The organism is Montanilutibacter psychrotolerans (assembly GCF_003719825.1).
Classification (GTDB): Bacteria; Pseudomonadota; Gammaproteobacteria; order Xanthomonadales; family Xanthomonadaceae; genus Montanilutibacter; species Montanilutibacter psychrotolerans.
This window is the reverse complement of the sequence record NZ_RIBS01000008.1, coordinates 74,047-90,464: the sequence shown is the minus strand read 5'-3', so window position 1 is coordinate 90,464 and position 16,418 is coordinate 74,047. Positions and strand designations below refer to the sequence as shown.

At 67.7% G+C, this 16,418-nt stretch carries 9 protein-coding genes; all 9 read left to right on the top strand.

Translation table 11 applies throughout. The annotated features are described in order from the left end of the window. Positions 1–255 precede the first annotated feature (255 nt). Complete coding sequence (locus EER27_RS14630; RefSeq protein ID WP_123088878.1) at positions 256–2,868, top strand: collagenase; 2,613 nt, start codon at positions 256–258, stop codon at positions 2,866–2,868. A gap of 175 nt (positions 2,869–3,043) precedes the next feature. Beyond that, positions 3,044–3,658 (top strand): biofilm formation regulator BacA, encoded by a 615-nt coding sequence (gene bacA, locus EER27_RS14625; protein ID WP_123088877.1) that lies wholly within the window; start codon positions 3,044–3,046, stop codon positions 3,656–3,658. 27 nt (positions 3,659–3,685) lie between these two features. Further along, the gene (locus tag EER27_RS14620; protein ID WP_123088876.1) at positions 3,686–4,378 is read left to right on the top strand and encodes a PspA/IM30 family protein; all 693 of its coding nucleotides are present in this window, start codon (positions 3,686–3,688) and stop codon (positions 4,376–4,378) included. 178 nt (positions 4,379–4,556) lie between these two features. Beyond that, positions 4,557–5,195, top strand: coding sequence for a hypothetical protein (locus EER27_RS14615; RefSeq protein WP_123088875.1), 639 nt, complete (start codon positions 4,557–4,559; stop codon positions 5,193–5,195). 40 nt (positions 5,196–5,235) lie between these two features. After that, positions 5,236–7,308: a flotillin family protein gene (locus tag EER27_RS14610; protein WP_123088874.1), complete on the top strand. Its 2,073-nt coding sequence runs from the start codon at positions 5,236–5,238 to the stop codon at positions 7,306–7,308. Positions 7,309–7,423: 115 nt separating this feature from the next. After that, a complete protein-coding gene (locus EER27_RS14605) occupies positions 7,424–12,805 on the top strand; it encodes a DNA repair ATPase (protein WP_123088873.1) in 5,382 nt (1,793 codons plus the stop codon). 21 nt (positions 12,806–12,826) lie between these two features. Then, positions 12,827–13,519: a phospholipase D-like domain-containing protein gene (locus EER27_RS14600; protein WP_123088872.1), complete on the top strand. Its 693-nt coding sequence runs from the start codon at positions 12,827–12,829 to the stop codon at positions 13,517–13,519. Between the two features lie 120 nt (positions 13,520–13,639). Further along, positions 13,640–14,557, top strand: coding sequence for an alpha/beta fold hydrolase (locus tag EER27_RS14595; RefSeq protein ID WP_123088871.1), 918 nt, complete (start codon positions 13,640–13,642; stop codon positions 14,555–14,557). Between the two features lie 160 nt (positions 14,558–14,717). Next, positions 14,718–16,364, top strand: coding sequence for an olefin beta-lactone synthetase (gene oleC, locus EER27_RS14590; protein ID WP_123088870.1), 1,647 nt, complete (start codon positions 14,718–14,720; stop codon positions 16,362–16,364). Positions 16,365–16,418: the final 54 nt, after the last annotated feature.

Here is a 16,418-nt window from a genome sequence, read left to right as displayed (position 1 = left end):
GGCAGGATGCGCGTCCGTCGCGATGCGGGCTGCGTCTTCCGGGGTCGAGGAGGGGCCCGATCGCTACACGTCGTTTTCGCTGCTTCCCGTGACCGTCGACGCCGTCCGGCGCCGAGCGTGGTCACGCCACCGAAGTTCCAATCCATTCCGATCCCGACATTGGTCGGGCGGCCGGCCGATGGCTGCGCCGTCCGCCTGGGCTGTGCGCGCGAAACGCCAGCCGGCCGGGTGACCAGCAAGGAGAGCGTAGTGCGTATGCAGATTTCCAGAAGATCCGTGCCGGCCTGGTTGGCCGGTACGGCCGCCGCGGCTGCGGTGTTTCTCAGCTATGCCGCGACGTCGGGGCGTACCGAAACGCGCGGTGTGGCCCCGTCCGTGCAGGCTGGTACCACGGCCGCGGCATCGCAGCTGATTGCCGCAAGGACGAACGCCGCCGGGCGCCTGGTCGCGGGCATCACGCCCAGCACCGAACGCCAGGTGTTTGGTGATCACGTGCAGCAGCGGCCGCTGCCGCCAAACCTGCGGATTCCGTTGCAGCCCTCGGAAGGCCACTGGCTGCGCACCGGCACCGACACGTCCGCGCAGCGCGCCAACCTGCTGAGTCGCCCGTCGGTGCGAACCAGCAATGGCCGGTCCGCGCTCACGGCCGCTGCCGCCTGCGACGTGAACCGCTTCGGTGCGTTGTCGGGTGCGGCACTGGTGACGGCCATCAAGACGTCCGAAACCGGCTGCATCAACGAGCTGTTTGGCCTGAAGGGTGCGGCCGCACAGCGCACCTTCAACGAAGCGAAGATGGTCACCGTCGCCAACGGACTGCGCACGGCGTCGCTGTCGTACGACGGCACCAACGCGGGGTCGACGTTGCAACTGGTGCTGTTCATGCGCGCCGGCTACTACGTGCAGTTCTACGACGACGCCGTCGGCAACTACGGCAGCGCCCTGACGTCGGCCGTGCGGGGTGCACTCGACGCGTACATCGGCAACGCCAACTTCGGGCGCATCGACAACGTGCACGGTGAAGTGCTGGCCGAGGTCGTGACCCTGATCGACAGCTCGGGCGAGAACGCGCGCTACCTGTCGACCGTGTCGCGCCTGCTCGATGGCTACAACACCAGCTACAACGCGCACTACTGGATGAAGGCGGCGGTGAACAACGCCTACACGGTGCTGTTCCGCGGCCATGACAACGATGCGTTCCGCGCGGCCGTGCAGGCCAACAGTGCCATCGTCGACACGCTGAATCGCTTCGTCACGCGTCACTTCGCGCAGCTTGGCGGCGAGCAGGACTACCTCGTCGCCAACGCCGGTCGCGAGATGGGGCGGTTCCTGCAGTACGACGGTGCGCTGCGGACGAAAGTGCGACCGCTGGCCAAGTCGATGCTGGACCGCAGCCAGATCACCGGCAACACGGCCAAGCTGTGGATGGGCGTGGGCGAGATGGTCGACTTCCACGACAAGGCCAACTGCAGCTACTACCAGCTGTGCGATTACACCGCGCGCATCGACGCGGCCGTGCTGCCCGTGCGCCACCAGTGCAGCAGCACCCTGCGCATCCGCGCGCAGGCCTTGACCGCGGCCGAGCTTGCACAGAGCTGCGCCACGGTCGCCGGGCAGGAGGCCTACTTCCACCAGCAGCTGGCCACGGCCAAGCGCCCGGTCGCCAACGACAACAACAGCGCCCTGGAGATGGTGGTGTTCCGCAGCAGCGACGACTACGGCACCTACGCCGGCGCGCTGTACGGCATCGACACCAACAACGGCGGCATGTACCTCGAAGGCAACCCGTCCCGCCCCGGCAACCAGGCGCGCTTCATCGCCTACCAGGCCGAATGGCTGCTGCCCAAGTTCGAGATCTGGAACCTGACCCACGAGTACGTGCACTACCTCGATGGACGCTTCGACATGTTTGGCGACTTCCAGGCCGCGATGTCGCAGAAGACCGTGTGGTGGGTCGAGGGCCTGGCCGAATACCTGTCGTACTCGTACCGCAAGGAGGACTACGTCCGCGCCCGCGAGCAGGCGGCGACCGGCGCCTACAAGCTCAGCCAGATCCACGGCAACGACTACGCCAGCGGCTCCACCCGGGTCTACCAGTGGGGCTACCTGGCGGTGCGTTACATGTTCGAGAAGCGCCACGGCGATGTCGATTCGATCCTCGGCTACTTCCGCCCCGGCAACTACACCGGCTACGGCACCTTCATGGCCGGCATCGGCACGCGCTACGACCAGGCCTTCGCTGGCTGGTTGCCGTGCGCCGCCGACCCGCAATCGACCACCTGTGGCAACACGCCGCCGGTTGCCAGCTTCACCGCGGTGACCAGCGGCACGCAGGTGTTGTTCCGCAGCACCGCAACCGATGCCAATGGCCGCGTCGCCAGCCAGGTCTGGGATTTCGGTGACGGCACCTCCAGCACGCTCAAGGACGTCCTGAAGACCTACAGCAGCCCCGGCACCTACCAGGCGAAGCTGACGGTCACCGACGACCACGGCGCAAGCCACACCCAGGTTCGCGCGATCACGGTCGTAAGAACGCTTGCCTGCCCCGCCTCCGACGTCCGGGTGCTGGGTCGCAACTGCATGCGCAGTGGGTTGTCGGCCGCGGCCGGGCAGACCCTGTACTTCTACATCCAGGTGCCGGCCGGCGTGAAGCGGCTGTCCTTGGGCCTGACCGGCGCCAGTGGCGGCGGCAACCCGGACCTGTACGTCAGCACCACCGGGTGGGCCAGCCCCGCGTCGTTCACGCACCGCTCGGCCACCAACAACAAGATCGAGCAGGTGGTCCTGACCAACCCGGCGGCCGGCTACGTGTATGTCAGCGTGCACGCACGTACTGCGATCACCAAGGCGGTGCTGCGTAGCGAGTACTGAGCGCGCAACCACGCAGTGAACCGAAGCCCGGCGGAGCGATCCGCCGGGCTTTTTCGTTTGAGGACTGACTGCCGCTGCCGGTGCGATGGGGCCTGCCAGCCGGACGTCTTACCGCTCGTCGGCATCACATGTGTAACCGTTGACGACGTCACATGTGATGAATATGGTGTCTTACATGGAACGAAAATCTTCCGCCTACTACCAGCGACGCCACCGCGAGCGGTTGCGCGACAAGGGGCTGGTGAAAAAGGAGTTGTGGATCCTGCCGGAGTTCACCGATGAGCTCCTGGCTGTCGAGAAGCGCATGCGCCAGCCGCGTGGCCTGGCGCCCATCCAGAGGGAGAAAGGAATGAGCGACCCCAAGATTTGGACGGCGACCGCCCTGTACGAGGCGATGTCGGCGATCGAGCAGTTCCAAAGCGGTGCGGCGCGCGTCGAGTTGCTCGACGGGGCCGAGCCCAGCCTGCACCTGGTGATGCACGACTACGGCGACCTGCCCCTGTTCATGGCCGTGGTGGGCGAACAGATCGTGGTCGAGGCGTTGCTGTGGCCGGTCTCGCAGGTGCGCGACCCCGCCGGGTTCAACGAGCAGGTCCTGCGCACCCACAAGATGTTCCCGCTGTCGACGATTGGCATCGAGAACATCGATGGCGAAGCGGTCTACATCATGTTCGGCGCGCTCAGCGCCGGATCGAGCCTGTCGGACGTGCTGTTCGAGATCGACACGCTTGCCGACAACGTGATCAGCGCCACCGAGGCGTTCGAGTCGCAGCTGCGTGAAGCGGCATAACCCAGGCCCGAGCCAGGAGACGAGAGCATGAACATCTGGAGCAAGCTGTTGACCGCACTGCGTGGCGGCGCGAACGAAGTCGGCGAAACGCTGGTCGACGGCCAGGCGCTGCGCATCCTCGACCAGGAAATCCGCGACTCCGATACCGAGCTGCGCCGCTCCAAGGAAGCGCTGGCCGAGATCATGGCCAAGCACAAGCTCGCCGAGGGCCGTCTGGCCAAGTCGCACGAGAAGATCGCCGAATACGAGGCCTACGCGATGAAGGCGCTGGGTTCCAACGACGAGAACCTCGCCCGTGAAGTCGCCGCAAAGATCGCGGTGCTCGAGACCAGCCGCGACACCGACCGGCAGCAGGTTGAACAGTTCGCCGCGAGCGTGGCCGACCTGCGTCGCGCCATCGCCCAGGCGGAAGGCAACATCCGCCGGCTCAAGCAGCAGGTCGACACGGTCAAGGCCACCGAAAGCGTGCAACGTGCGCAGGCCACCGTCGCGCACCGCTACAGCGGCTCGCAGACCAGGCTGCAGACCGCGGTCGATTCGCTTGAACGCATCAAGCACAAGCAGGCCGAGCGCGGTGCGCGCATGGAAGCCGCGGCCGAGCTGGCCAAGGAAGAAGGCCAGGACGCGCTCGACACCAAGCTGCGCGAGGCCGGCATCATCGCCGACGCGGCCAGCGCGGAATCGGTGCTGGCGCGACTCAAGGAAAAGGCCGCCGGCTGAGGCCGATTCGGCCGCCGCGTGGCGCGTCGCTGACCGTCCACCGAGCGCGTCCGCGCCGGTGGCCAAGCGCAGCGATGTGCGGCCCGGCAGCGGGCCGCGCGCCCTGCGTCATCGGCCTCGCAAGAACTCCGTTGCGCCACCTGGCGCCGGATGAGGGACTACCGGCGGGGAGGCCGAGATGGACGTATTCCTACAGATTGTTCTGGCGTTTCCCACCGTGCTGTTCAGCGTTGTGCTGACGGTCGCGGCGGGCTACTGGCTGATGGCCGCGCTGGGCATCGTCGAGATCGACGCGCTCGACGCGGCGCAAGTGCCCGATGGCGACAGCCTGGACATCGAAGGCGTCGCCGGCCTGCTGATGAAGTTCCGCCTCGGCGGGATTCCGCTGTCGCTGATCCTCACCGTGCTGGTGTTCTTCGCGTGGCTGGCGAGCTACTTCACCGACTACCTGCTGCTGCGCCACCTGCCGTTCGAGTGGCTCCGGTGGGTGCTGGGCGTGGTGGTGATGCTGCTGTCCGCGCTCGCCGGGCTGTTTGCGACCTCGTTCGTGCTGCGGCCCTTCCGCAAGGTCTTCGAGCGTCTGCGCCCGGCATCGGCGCGTTCGATCCTCGGCCAGGTCGGCGTGGTGCGCAGTCCCGACGTGTCGCCGGTGCGCGGCTACGCAGCGTTCGACGACGGTGGCGCGGCCCTGACCCTGCAGGTGCGCAGCCACGGGCAACAGGCGTTCCAACGCGGCGACCGCGTCGTACTCATCGAATACCTCGCCACCGAGAACGCCTATCGCGTGATCGGCGAAGACGAATTCCAGGGCCTGTGAGCCCGTTCTTCCAAAGTTCCCGTCCTACGGAGATGCACCCATGAATGCTGCGCAAGTCATGCCGTTCCTGATCGGAACCGGTGTCCTGTTCCTCCTGATCCTGGGCATGTTCGGGCTGTTCAAGACCTTCTACGTCAAGGTTCCGCAGGGCACCGCGCTGATCGTCAACGACCTGTCGGCGACCCCGAAAGTGCATTTCACCGGCGCGATGGTGTACCCGGTGATCTACAAGAAGGAGTTCATGAAGATCTCCCTGCTGACGCTGGAGGTCGATCGCCGCGGCAAGGACGGGCTGATCTGTCGCGACAACATGCGCGCCGACATCACCGTGGCGTTCTACCTGCGCGTCAACGAGACCCAGGCCGACGTGCTGCGCGTGGCCAAGGCGATCGGTGTCGATCGCGCGTCCGACCGCGACGCCGTCAACGAGTTGTTCAACGCCAAGTTCTCCGAGGCGCTGAAGACCGTCGGCAAGCAGATCGAGTTCGTGAAGCTGTTCGAGAACCGCCAGCAGTTCCGCGACCAGATCATCGAAGTGATCGGAAACGACCTCAACGGCTACGTGCTCGAGGACGTCGCGATCGACTACCTCGAACAGACCCCGAAGAGCTCGCTCGATCCGAGCAACATCCTCGACGCCGAAGGCATTCGCAAGATCACCGAGCTGACCGCCGCGCAGAACGTCATCACCAACGAACTCGAACAGAACGAGAAGCTGGCGATCACCAAGAAGAACGTCGAAGCGCGCGAAGCGATGCTGGCGCTTGAGCGCCAGCAGGCTGACGCCGAGGCGCGCCAGAAGCGCGAGATCCTGACCATCCAGGCGCGCGAGCAGGCCGAAACCGCCAAGGTGCAGGAAGAAGAGCGGCTCAAGGCCGAGCAGGCCCGCATCCAGGTGCAGGAGCAGCTCGACATCCGTGCCGAAAACCACCAGCGCGAAGTCGAGGTGGCCCAGCAGAACCGCCAGCGTGCGGTGGTCATCGAAGTCGAGAAGGTGACCCGCGCCAAGGACCTGGAAGTGGTGTCGCGCGAGCGCGAGGTCGAGCTGCAGAAGATCGACAAGGAAAAGGCGCTGGAAGTGCAGCGCAAGGAAATCGCGAACGTGATCCGCGAGCGCGTTGCGGTCGAGAAGACCGTTGCCCAGGAAGAAGAGCGCATCAAGGAAGTGCGTGAGGTGTCCGAGGCCGACCGCTCCAAGCAGGTCACCATCCTCAACGCGCAGGCCGAGGCCGAGCAGGAGCTGGTCCGCCAGGTGAAGCAGGCCGAGGCCGACGAGGTGGCGTCCAAGCACAAGGCGGTCGAGGTGACGGTGCTGGCGCAGGCCGAGCTCGAAGCGGCCGGCAAGCAGGCCGAGGCCAAGAAGAAGCTCGCCGAAGGCATCGAGGCCGAACGCGCGGCGCCCGGTCTTGCCGATGCACGCGTGCGTGAGGTCACCGCGGCCGCGGCCGAGAAGGAAGGCCTGGTCAACGCCAAGGTCACTGCCGAGCAACTCGTTGCCGAGGCGCGCGGCGAGCAGGAGAAGGGCCTGGCGCAGGCGCGCGTGATCGAGGCGCATGCCGACGCCAAGCAGAAGCAGGGCTTGTCCGACGCCAAGGTGCTGGAAGAGAACCTGTTCGCGCAGGCGCGCGGCGAAGAGTCGCTGGGCAGCGCGAAGGCCAAGGCGACCCGCGACCTGGGCATGTCCGAGGCCGACGTGCTGCTGCAGAAGTTCAAGTCGGAAGCCGAGGGCCTGGCGCAGAAGTTCAACGCGCTCGACGCGCTCAGCGACGACGCACGCCAGCACGAAGAGTTCCGCATGCAGCTGGAAAAGAGCTTCGAGCAGGCGATGGCCGGCATCGAGGCCAACAAGGAAATCGCGAAGGAGCAGTCCGACGTGCTCGCCGCGGCGCTCAGCAAGGCCAACATCGATATCGTCGGCGGCGAAGGTGCGTTCTTCGATTCGTTCGCCAAGGCGCTCTCGGTGGGCAAGGCGATCGAGGGCGTGGCCGGCAAGAGCCCGATCGTGCAGGACGTCCTGCAGCGCCTGCTGGCCAAGAGCGGGGATGGCAAGGCCGCTATCGGCAAGCCGCTCGACGTTGCCGAGAAGAGCAGCGAGACATCGCTGGGCGGCTGAGTGAATCGTCCGCGCCCCCTGCGTCCTGCGCAGGGGCTGCGCGACCGGTACGCCACGCAACAGTCAGTACCCGCGGCCCCGGTCGCGGATCCGAACCGTGCAGGATGGACACCTGATGTCGCAGAACACTTCGCAGAGCGCCTCGTCGACCGCCCCGTCTTCGTCGCCGTCGGCCGGGCCGACCGGATCGACCGGGCCCGACACCGCGCAGATCGACCAGGCCGTGGCCCAGGGCGGCGCCTACGAGGTGCTGCACAAGCGACTGGCGGACCAGGGTCAGCGCCTGCGCGGCGTGGCCGAAGGGCTCAACCAGCAACGCCTGCAGCAGTTCGGCAGCAGTGCGATGGAAGTGGTCGGGCGGCTGCGCATCCGCACCGAGAACAACTGCGTCGCGCGCGACATCGTCCAGGTCGGCGATTGCCTGCTGTTCGGCTACAACGTGTTCATCGGGCTGCGCAAGGACACCCGTGTCGAGGACGTGTTCTCACTGCATCGGCTGATCGAGGGCGCCGACGGCTACGATGCCGAAGCGGTCGATCCGGCGAGCAGCTTCCTCGGCGATGCCGCATTCGTGCGCGACTTCAACGAGCTCTACGCGTACTACAAGAGCACCCGGCTGGTGCAGCTGGCGGTGCGCGACGGCAAGCTGCTGGCCGCCTTCCAGATTGGCGAGCGCATCGACGACGTCCGCGTGTTCCGCTGGTCGGTCGCCACCAGTGGCGAGGTCGCCTACATCGACAATCGCGGTGAACGCGATATCGTGCCGCCGGCGCCGTTCGACTTCGAGTGGACCCGCGCGACGCGCGAGATGGTGGTGCACGGTCGGCATCCGCATCTCAACATCCTCGACAAGCTGTTCGTCGAGACGTTTGCCGGCGATCTGACGATCAAGATCGAGGACAACACCAAGGACGGTCTGGGCGTCTACCGCGAGCCGGTGGACGACAAGACGCAGTCGCTCGACGACGCGCACGTGGAGTTCGCGGCCATCGGCAGCCTGGTGCTGCTGAAAGTGCTGCCGTACCGCGAGTCGACGTGGCGCTACCTGGTGTTCAACACGCTCACGCGCTCGGTGCAGCGCATCGATGCGATCGGGCTGGCGTGCATCCAGCTGCCCGAGGACCACGGCATCATCTTCCCGGGCGGCTACTACCTGCCCAGCGGAGAGAACAAGGCGTTCGAGCAGTCCATGCACGGCATGGCGTTCCAGCGTGCGATCCGCTCGCCCAACGGCGAGGACGTGCTGTACGTCTTCTACGAACCCGTCGAGGGACGCTCGGCGCTGTTCACCTACAACATGATCGAGCGTCGCCTGCAGACGCCGATCTTCGGGCACGGCTGGGCGCGCCTGGACGACGGCCGCATGGTGATCTTCAGCGCCGAAGGCGTGGAGCCAACGCGCGTGCATCCGATGCAGGTCTGGCAGACGCCGTTCTGCAGCGAGGACCACGCGGCGCACCAGCCCCGCGGCACCGGGTTCATGGGCAAGATCGGCAACGCCGAGCTGGTTCGTGGGCTGTCGGACGTGCTGAGCCTGTGCCGCGAGATCGACAGCCCGGACGTCTCGGTGCAGCGCTATGCGCAGCTCGGCCAGAACACCCGGCGCCTGTTCGACCTGCACCACTGGATCGCCGACCCGAACTGCGGCGACACCGGCAAGCTGTTGCACGACATCGCCGCCACCAGCGAGGCCGTGCTCGACGAGTTCGAGAAGGTGCAGGGCATCCGCGACCAGTCCGCGCAGGCGCTGCGCGACGCGCAGGCCCGGCAGGCGGCGTTGCTGGCCACACTGCTGCCGGACAACTGGCAGCAGGTGCAGGAGTTCGTCGACGCCCTCAACGGTTTGTCGGCGCTGCGCGGGCACCTGCTGACGATCCGCGAGTACCGCTACATCGACGTTGCCACCATCGATGCGATGGAAGCGCAGCTGCTTTCCGCGCACGAGGCCACCGGCGCCGCCACGGGCGGGTTCCTGGCCAGCGACAAGGCGCTCGCGCCGCTGCTCGAGCGCCTCCAGCTACTCGACACGCAGGCGCAACAGGCGGTCAGCGCGGCTGAGCTCGCCAGGACACTGGCGCAGATGCAATCGATGTCGGCCGACCTGGACATGCTGTCGGCGCTGATGGCCACGCTGAAGGTCGACGACGCCACGCAACGCACGCGCATCGTCGAGTCGATCTCGCAGGTGTACGCGCGGCTCAACCAGGCCAAGGCGCGCGCCGATCAGCGCCGCAAGCAGCTCGGATCGAGCGAGGCGATCGCCCAGTTCGGCGCGCAGTTCACGCTGTTCGGCCAGGGCATCACCAGCGCACTGGCGCTGTCCACCGATCCCGAGCGCTGCGACGAGCAGATGTCGCGGTTGCTGGTGCAACTGGAAGAACTGGAAAGCCAGTTCGGCGAACACGAGCAGTTCCTTGGCGACATCCTCGCCAAGCGCGAAGAGCTGCTGGAAACCTTCGAGACCCACAAGCAGTCCCTGCTCGACGACCGCCAGCGCAAGGCGCAGGCGGTCATGGACGCGGCCACGCGCATCCTCGACGGCCTGGGCAGGCGCACCGCGCGCCTGGCCGACCCGGCCGAGCTCAATGCGTTCTTCGCCGGGGACGCGCTGATCCTCAAGCTGCGCGAGCTGGCCACCCGACTGCGCACGCTGCGCGACAACGTCAAGGCCGATGACGTCGAGGCGCGCCTCAAGGGCGCGCGCGACCAGGCGGTGCGCGCGCTGCGCGATCGCAGCGAGCTGTTCGAGGCGGGCGGCGACGTCATCAAGCTGGGCCCGCGCCATCGCTTCAGCGTCAACACGCAGGAACTCGACATCACCGTGCTCGCGCGCGGCGATGGCCTGAACCTGCAGCTGACCGGCACCGACTACCTCGAGCCGCTGCACGACGACGGCCTGCAGGCGCTGCGGGATTACTGGCAGGTCGCGCTCGATTCGGAGTCGGCGACCCTGTATCGCGCCGAGTACCTGGCGGGGCGGGTGCTGGACGCTGCGCGCGATCGCACTGACGGGCTGACGCCGGATCTGCTGCGCCAACAGCTGCTGCAGCCCGAACAGCTCGAACGCACGTTGCGCGACTTCGCCGCGCCGCGGTACCGCGAGGGCTACGAGAAGGGCATCCACGACCACGACGCCGCGCTGATCCTGCGCTCGCTGCTGCCGTTGCTGGACAGCGCAGGTGCGTTGGTCCACGCCGCTGACGCGCGTGCGCTGGCGGTGCTGGCATGGTCCACGTTGCGCACACAGGACCTGCCCTCGCAGTGGCCAGAACGGGCACGCAGCGCCAGCGCCATCGAGCGGATGTTCGGTCGGCGCGATGCGTTGCAGGCCCTGCAGGGAGAGGTCGCCAGCGCGATCCAGGGCGTGGTCGACGCACAGGCGCTGCCGGTCGCGGCGCCGCTGGCGGCGCGCGCGGCGGCCTACCTGGTGCTCGAACTGTCGGCCGACCACCCGCAGTTCGTCTTCAGCAAATACGCACAGCGGTTGCTCGGCGCGCTGCAGCAACGGCTGGCCGCGGCGCATCTGTGGGATGGCGTGCAGCGCACGCTCGCGCAGCTGGACGGCCGCCTCGGCGCGCGCTGGAGCCTCGCCCGCCATTGGTTGCAGGCGCTGTGCAGCGAGCCCGAACACGCCGCGCTCTCGGACTACCTCGACGAAGCCGTTGCGCTGTGGCTGATCGACGAGGGCATCGCGCGCCGGGTCACCGAGGTCGATCTTCGCGTCGTCGTGGAAGGCCTGCTGGGCCAGCATGCCCGCATCGACGGCGGTCGCCTGGCGCTGGGCGTGGACGAGTTCAGTGCGCGCCTGCAGCAGCACCGCGAGGTGTTCGTTCCCGGCTTCCAGCGTTACCAGACGCTGCGTCACGAGGTGCTGGCTCGGCATCGTGACTCGCTGCGGCTGGAGGAGTTCAAGCCGCGGCCGTTGAGCTCGTTCGTGCGCAACAAGCTGATCAACGACATTTACTTGCCGGTGATCGGCGACAACCTCGCCAAGCAGATCGGCACGGTCGGAGAGGCCAAGCGCAGCGACCTGATGGGCCTGCTGATGATGATCTCGCCACCGGGCTACGGAAAGACCACGCTGATGGAGTACGTGGCGCATCGGCTCGGGTTGATCTTCATGAAGATCAACGGCCCTGCGTTGGGCCACGAGGTGCGGTCGCTCGACCCGGTGCAGGCGCCCGACGCCACCGCGCGACAGGAACTGGAAAAGCTCAACCTCGCCCTGGAGATGGGCAACAACGTGATGCTGTATGTCGATGACATCCAGCACACGCACCCCGAATTCCTGCAGAAGTTCATCTCGCTGTGCGACGGCACGCGCCGCATCGAAGGCGTGTGGAAGGGGCGAACGCGCACCTACGACATGCGCGGGAAGAAGTTCTGCGTGGTGATGGCCGGCAACCCGTACACCGAGTCGGGCGAGGTCTTCAAGATCCCGGACATGCTGGCCAACCGCGCCGACATCTACAACCTCGGCGACGTGCTGGGCGGCATGGAGGATGCCTTCACGCTGAGCTATGTCGAGAACTGCCTGACCAGCAATCCGGTGCTGGCACCGTTGGCCACGCGCGATCTTGGCGACCTCTATCGCCTGGTCGAGAAGGCCCGCGGCCGGGAGTTCTCCGCCAACGACCTGAGCCATGCGTACAGCGGCGCGGAGATCAACGAGATCGTCGCGACCCTTCAGCGGTTGATGCAGGTGCGCGACGTCGTCTACCGGGTCAACCAGCAGTACATCGCCAGCGCGGCGCAGGCCGACAAGTACCGCGTCGAACCGCCGTTCCGGTTGCAGGGCAGCTATCGCAACATGAACAAGCTGGCCGAGAAAATTTCGCCGGTGATGAACGAGGCCGAGTTGCAGCAACTGATCGGCGATCACTATCTGGGCGAGGCGCAACTGCTGACCACGGGCGCCGAGGAGAACCTGCTCAAGCTGGCCGAGCTGCGTGGCGTACTCGACCCTGCCCAGGCCGAACGCTGGGCCCAGATCAAGCGCGATTTCCTGCGCAACAAGGCGATGGGCGGCAGCGAAGATGACGTCGGCGGGCGCGTGGTGGCGCAGCTGGCCGACCTGGTCGAGGGCGTGCGCGCGCTCGATGCCACGGTTGGCGAGCCGGCGCCGAAGGCCGAAGCGGCGCCGTGGCCGCGCATCGTCGAGTTGCTCGAAGGCGTGGCGACGGCGCAGGCGCGCCCGGTCGTGGCGCCGCAGGCGCCAACCGACGCCCGGGAGCCGCAACTGGGCGCGGTGGACCTCGCCGCCGCGTTGCAGGCCGCGTTCGCACCGCTGGTCGCCGGCCTGCAGGATCGCCAGGCACAGCAGGAGCGGATGCAGCAATCGCTGGTCGAGGCGCTCGCCCAGCTCAAGCAGCAGCCGGCCGGTACCACCGCCAGCGTCGCGCCGGCGGCCCCGGGGGTGTCCACCGAGGAGCAGATGCGCCTTCATCTGGCACTGTCCGAGATCGCCGCGCGCCTGCACGAACGTACACGGCGCTGAGCGCTACCCACCGGAGACGGCATGGATTTCCAGCAACTCGACGAAGCGCTGCGCAGCAGCGTTGCCGACCTGCAGCTCGACAACGACGAGAAGTTCGAGCTGCGCGAACTCGGCGGACGGATCGACGCCGAGCACATCCGTTACCTGCGCAACCGCGCGTTCGCGATGGCGCGCGAGCTGATGATCGCCGAGCCGGCGCGGATGCTGGATGCATTGCGTTGGCTCGAACAGGTGGTCAAGACCCTCGACCTGTCCGCTGCGGTGGCCGCTGCCTCCAGCAGCGCCTACTTCTCGCCCGGCGAAAGCTGCCTGCGCAAGTTGCGCGAGATGTGCCGCGGCGCCAAGCGCAGCCTGGACATCTGCGTCTACACTATCTCCGACGATCGGCTCAGCGAGGAGATCCTCGCCGCCCACCGACGCGGCGTCGCGGTGCGGGTGATCAGCGACAACGACAAGCGCGGCGATACCGGCAGCGACATCGCGATGCTGGCCGCCCAGGGCGTCGCGGTGCGACTGGACGTCAGCGCGTTCCACATGCACCACAAGTTCGCCCTGTTCGACCGAAACGCGCTGGCCAACGGCTCCTTCAACTGGACCCGCAGCGCCACCACCAGCAACGACGAGAACCTGGTGGTCAGCCAGGACGCCTACCTGGTGCGCTGCTTCGGCGGCCAGTTCGACGCCCTGTGGGCGAAGTACCCGGCCCTGGCCTAGGCCTTGCCGGACGGCCCGGCGCACGCCGAAGTGTTCATGGCCCGGCCCACGACGGATAATGCCGGCCCAGCCCGCCAGGCCCGCGCACCGCGCCGGGCCGGGGCGCATGAACCGTTATCGATGAGCCTGAGCCCCCAGCAAGCCCGGACCTTCCCCGACTATCCCTTCACCGCGCAGCGTTTCGAGGTGCGTCCCGGCATCGGGATGAGCTACCTGGACGAAGGCGTCGACCACGACGGAACCGTGGTGATGCTGCACGGCAATCCGTCGTGGAGCTATCTGTGGCGCAAGCTGGTGCTGGGCCTGCGCGACCGCTATCGCTGCATCGTGCCCGACCACGTGGGCATGGGCCTGTCCGATAAGCCCGGCGAAGACCGCTATCGCTACACGCTGCAGTCGCGCGTCGACGATGTCGAGGCGCTGCTGTCGCACCTGGGCATCACCGGCCCGGTCACCCTGGCCGTGCACGACTGGGGTGGGGCGATCGGCTTCGGTTGGGGGCTGCGGCATTCCGACCAGATCCAGCGCCTGGTGGTGCTCAACACCGGCGCGTTCCCGCTGCCGGCGGCCAAGTCGCTGCCCAAGCGCCTCAAGCTCGGGCGCGATTCGGCGATCGGCACCGGCCTGATCCGCGGCTTCAACGCCTTCGCCGGCGGCGCTGCCAGCATGGGCGTGGTGCAACCGATGCCGCGCGCCGTCCGCCGCGCCTTCCTCGCGCCGTACGACAGCTGGGCCAACCGCATCTCGACCTCGCGCTTCGTGCAGGACATCCCGCTGGGCGATGGCGATGCGGCGTGGCCGCTGGTGCAGGCGATGGCGGCGAAGTTGCCGTCGTACGCCGATCGCCCGGCGTTCATCGGCTGGGGTCTCAAGGACTTCGTGTTCGACCACCACTTCCTCGCGGGATTCACCAGCGCATTGCCGCAGGCGCAGGTGCACCAGTTCGAGGACGCGGGCCACTACGTGCTCGAAGACAAGGCCGACGTGCTGGTGCCGGCGATCCGTCGCTTCCTCGACGCAGACGCGCTGGCGAAATGAACGTGGCGGCGGTGGTGACCGGCGTTCTTCCCATCGCGTCGCCACCGCGCGTCGCGCGGAGGATGGTTGCCGGACACGGGCCGCAGCCGTGACCGACGAGGCGACCGACGGCGATCGTGGGGCGGGGCAATCCGTGCGGGAATCGTCTGGGGACTCGGGCGTGTGCAACATCGCCGCGTCGTTGCCGCGCCTGGCACGTGAGGCACCCGATCGCATCGCGATGCGCTGCCCCGGCTCGCGTGGCGCCGACGGCCTGGCGCGCTACGACGTCGAGCTGAGTTACCGCGAACTGGACGCGCGCAGCGACGCGATCGCCGCTGGCCTGGCGCGTCGCGGCATCGTGCGCGGCACCCGCACGGTGGTGATGGTGCGGCCGTCGCCGGAATTCTTCCTGCTGATGTTCGCGTTGTTCAAGGCCGGCGCGGTGCCGGTGCTGGTGGATCCCGGCATCGATCGCCGCGCGCTGCGGCAGTGCCTCGACGAAGCGCAGCCCGAGGCCTTCATCGGCATTCCCCTGGCGCAGTTCGCTCGCGTGGTACTGGGTTGGGCGTCATCGGCGCGCGTGCGCATCACCACCGGCCGGCACGCGTTGCTGGCCGACGCGACGCTGGCGCGCGTGGAGCGCGACGGCGCCGGCGCGACGGCACAGTTGGCCGACACGCGGCCCGACGACGTCGCCGCGATCCTGTTCACCAGCGGCTCCACCGGCGTGCCCAAGGGCGTGGTCTACCGGCATCGCCACTTCGTCGCGCAGATCGCCATGCTGGGCGAAGCATTCGGCATCGGCGCCGGCGCTGTGGACCTGCCAACCTTCCCGCCGTTCGCGCTGTTCGATCCGGCACTGGGCGTGACCTCGGTCATCCCGGACATGGACGCGACCAAGCCAGCGCTCGCCGACCCGCGCAGGTTGCACGATGCGATCGCGCGCTTCGGTGTCGACCAGCTGTTCGGCTCGCCGGCGCTGATGGCGGTGCTGGCGCGTCACGGGCAGCCGCTGCCGGGCGTGAAGCGCGTGACATCGGCCGGTGCTCCGGTGCCGGCCGACGTGGTGGCGCGGATGCGGGAACTGTTGCCTGCCGATGCGCAGTTCTGGACGCCGTACGGCGCCACCGAGTGCCTGCCTGTGGCAGTGATCGAGGGGCGCGAGCTGCAGGCCACGCGTGCGGCAACGGAAAGCGGCGCGGGAACCTGCGTTGGTCGCGCGGTCGCACCGAACGAGGTCCGTATCATCCGCATCAGCGACGACGCCGTCGAGCGGTGGTCGGACGCGCTGTGCGTTCCCACGGGCGAAGTGGGCGAGATCACCGTCGTGGGGCCGACCACCACCGACAGCTATTTCAATCGCGACGCAATGACGCGGCTGGCGAAGATCCGCGAACCGCGTGGCGACGTCGATGCCGGCGAGCGCATCGTTCATCGCATGGGCGACGTGGGCTACTTCGATGCCCAGGGTCGGCTCTGGTTCTGCGGCCGCAAATCGCACCGGGTCGAGTGCGCGTCCGGTCCGTTGTACACCGAGCAGGTCGAGCCGGTGTTCAACGTCCACGACCAGGTGCGGCGCACCGCGTTGGTCGGGATCGGGCCGATGGGACAACAGCAGGCGGTACTGTGCGTCGAGCTGGCCCAGGGCGTGGACGGCCGGCACTGGCCGCGCATCGAGAGCGAGCTGCGCGCCATTGGCGCCGCGCATCCGCACACGGCCGGCATCGCACGCTTCCTGCGCCATCCGAAGTTCCCGGTCGACATTCGCCACAATGCCAAGATCGGACGCGAGAAACTGGCGGCATGGGCCGCGGAATCGGCCTAGGCGGCGGAACCGGCTAGCAGGACGACGGCGGCAGCATCGTCGTCGCCGGGCGAT

What these genes read in the sequence shown, in the direction of transcription:
- EER27_RS14630 (WP_123088878.1), top strand. Translation starts at nt 256, where the DNA reads ATGCAGATTTCCAGAAGATCCGTGCCGGCCTGGTTGGCCGGTACGGCC.
- bacA (WP_123088877.1), top strand. Translation starts at nt 3,044, where the DNA reads ATGGAACGAAAATCTTCCGCCTACTACCAGCGACGCCACCGCGAGCGG.
- EER27_RS14620 (WP_123088876.1), top strand. Translation starts at nt 3,686, where the DNA reads ATGAACATCTGGAGCAAGCTGTTGACCGCACTGCGTGGCGGCGCGAAC.
- EER27_RS14615 (WP_123088875.1), top strand. Translation starts at nt 4,557, where the DNA reads ATGGACGTATTCCTACAGATTGTTCTGGCGTTTCCCACCGTGCTGTTC.
- EER27_RS14610 (WP_123088874.1), top strand. Translation starts at nt 5,236, where the DNA reads ATGAATGCTGCGCAAGTCATGCCGTTCCTGATCGGAACCGGTGTCCTG.
- EER27_RS14605 (WP_123088873.1), top strand. Translation starts at nt 7,424, where the DNA reads ATGTCGCAGAACACTTCGCAGAGCGCCTCGTCGACCGCCCCGTCTTCG.
- EER27_RS14600 (WP_123088872.1), top strand. Translation starts at nt 12,827, where the DNA reads ATGGATTTCCAGCAACTCGACGAAGCGCTGCGCAGCAGCGTTGCCGAC.
- EER27_RS14595 (WP_123088871.1), top strand. Translation starts at nt 13,640, where the DNA reads ATGAGCCTGAGCCCCCAGCAAGCCCGGACCTTCCCCGACTATCCCTTC.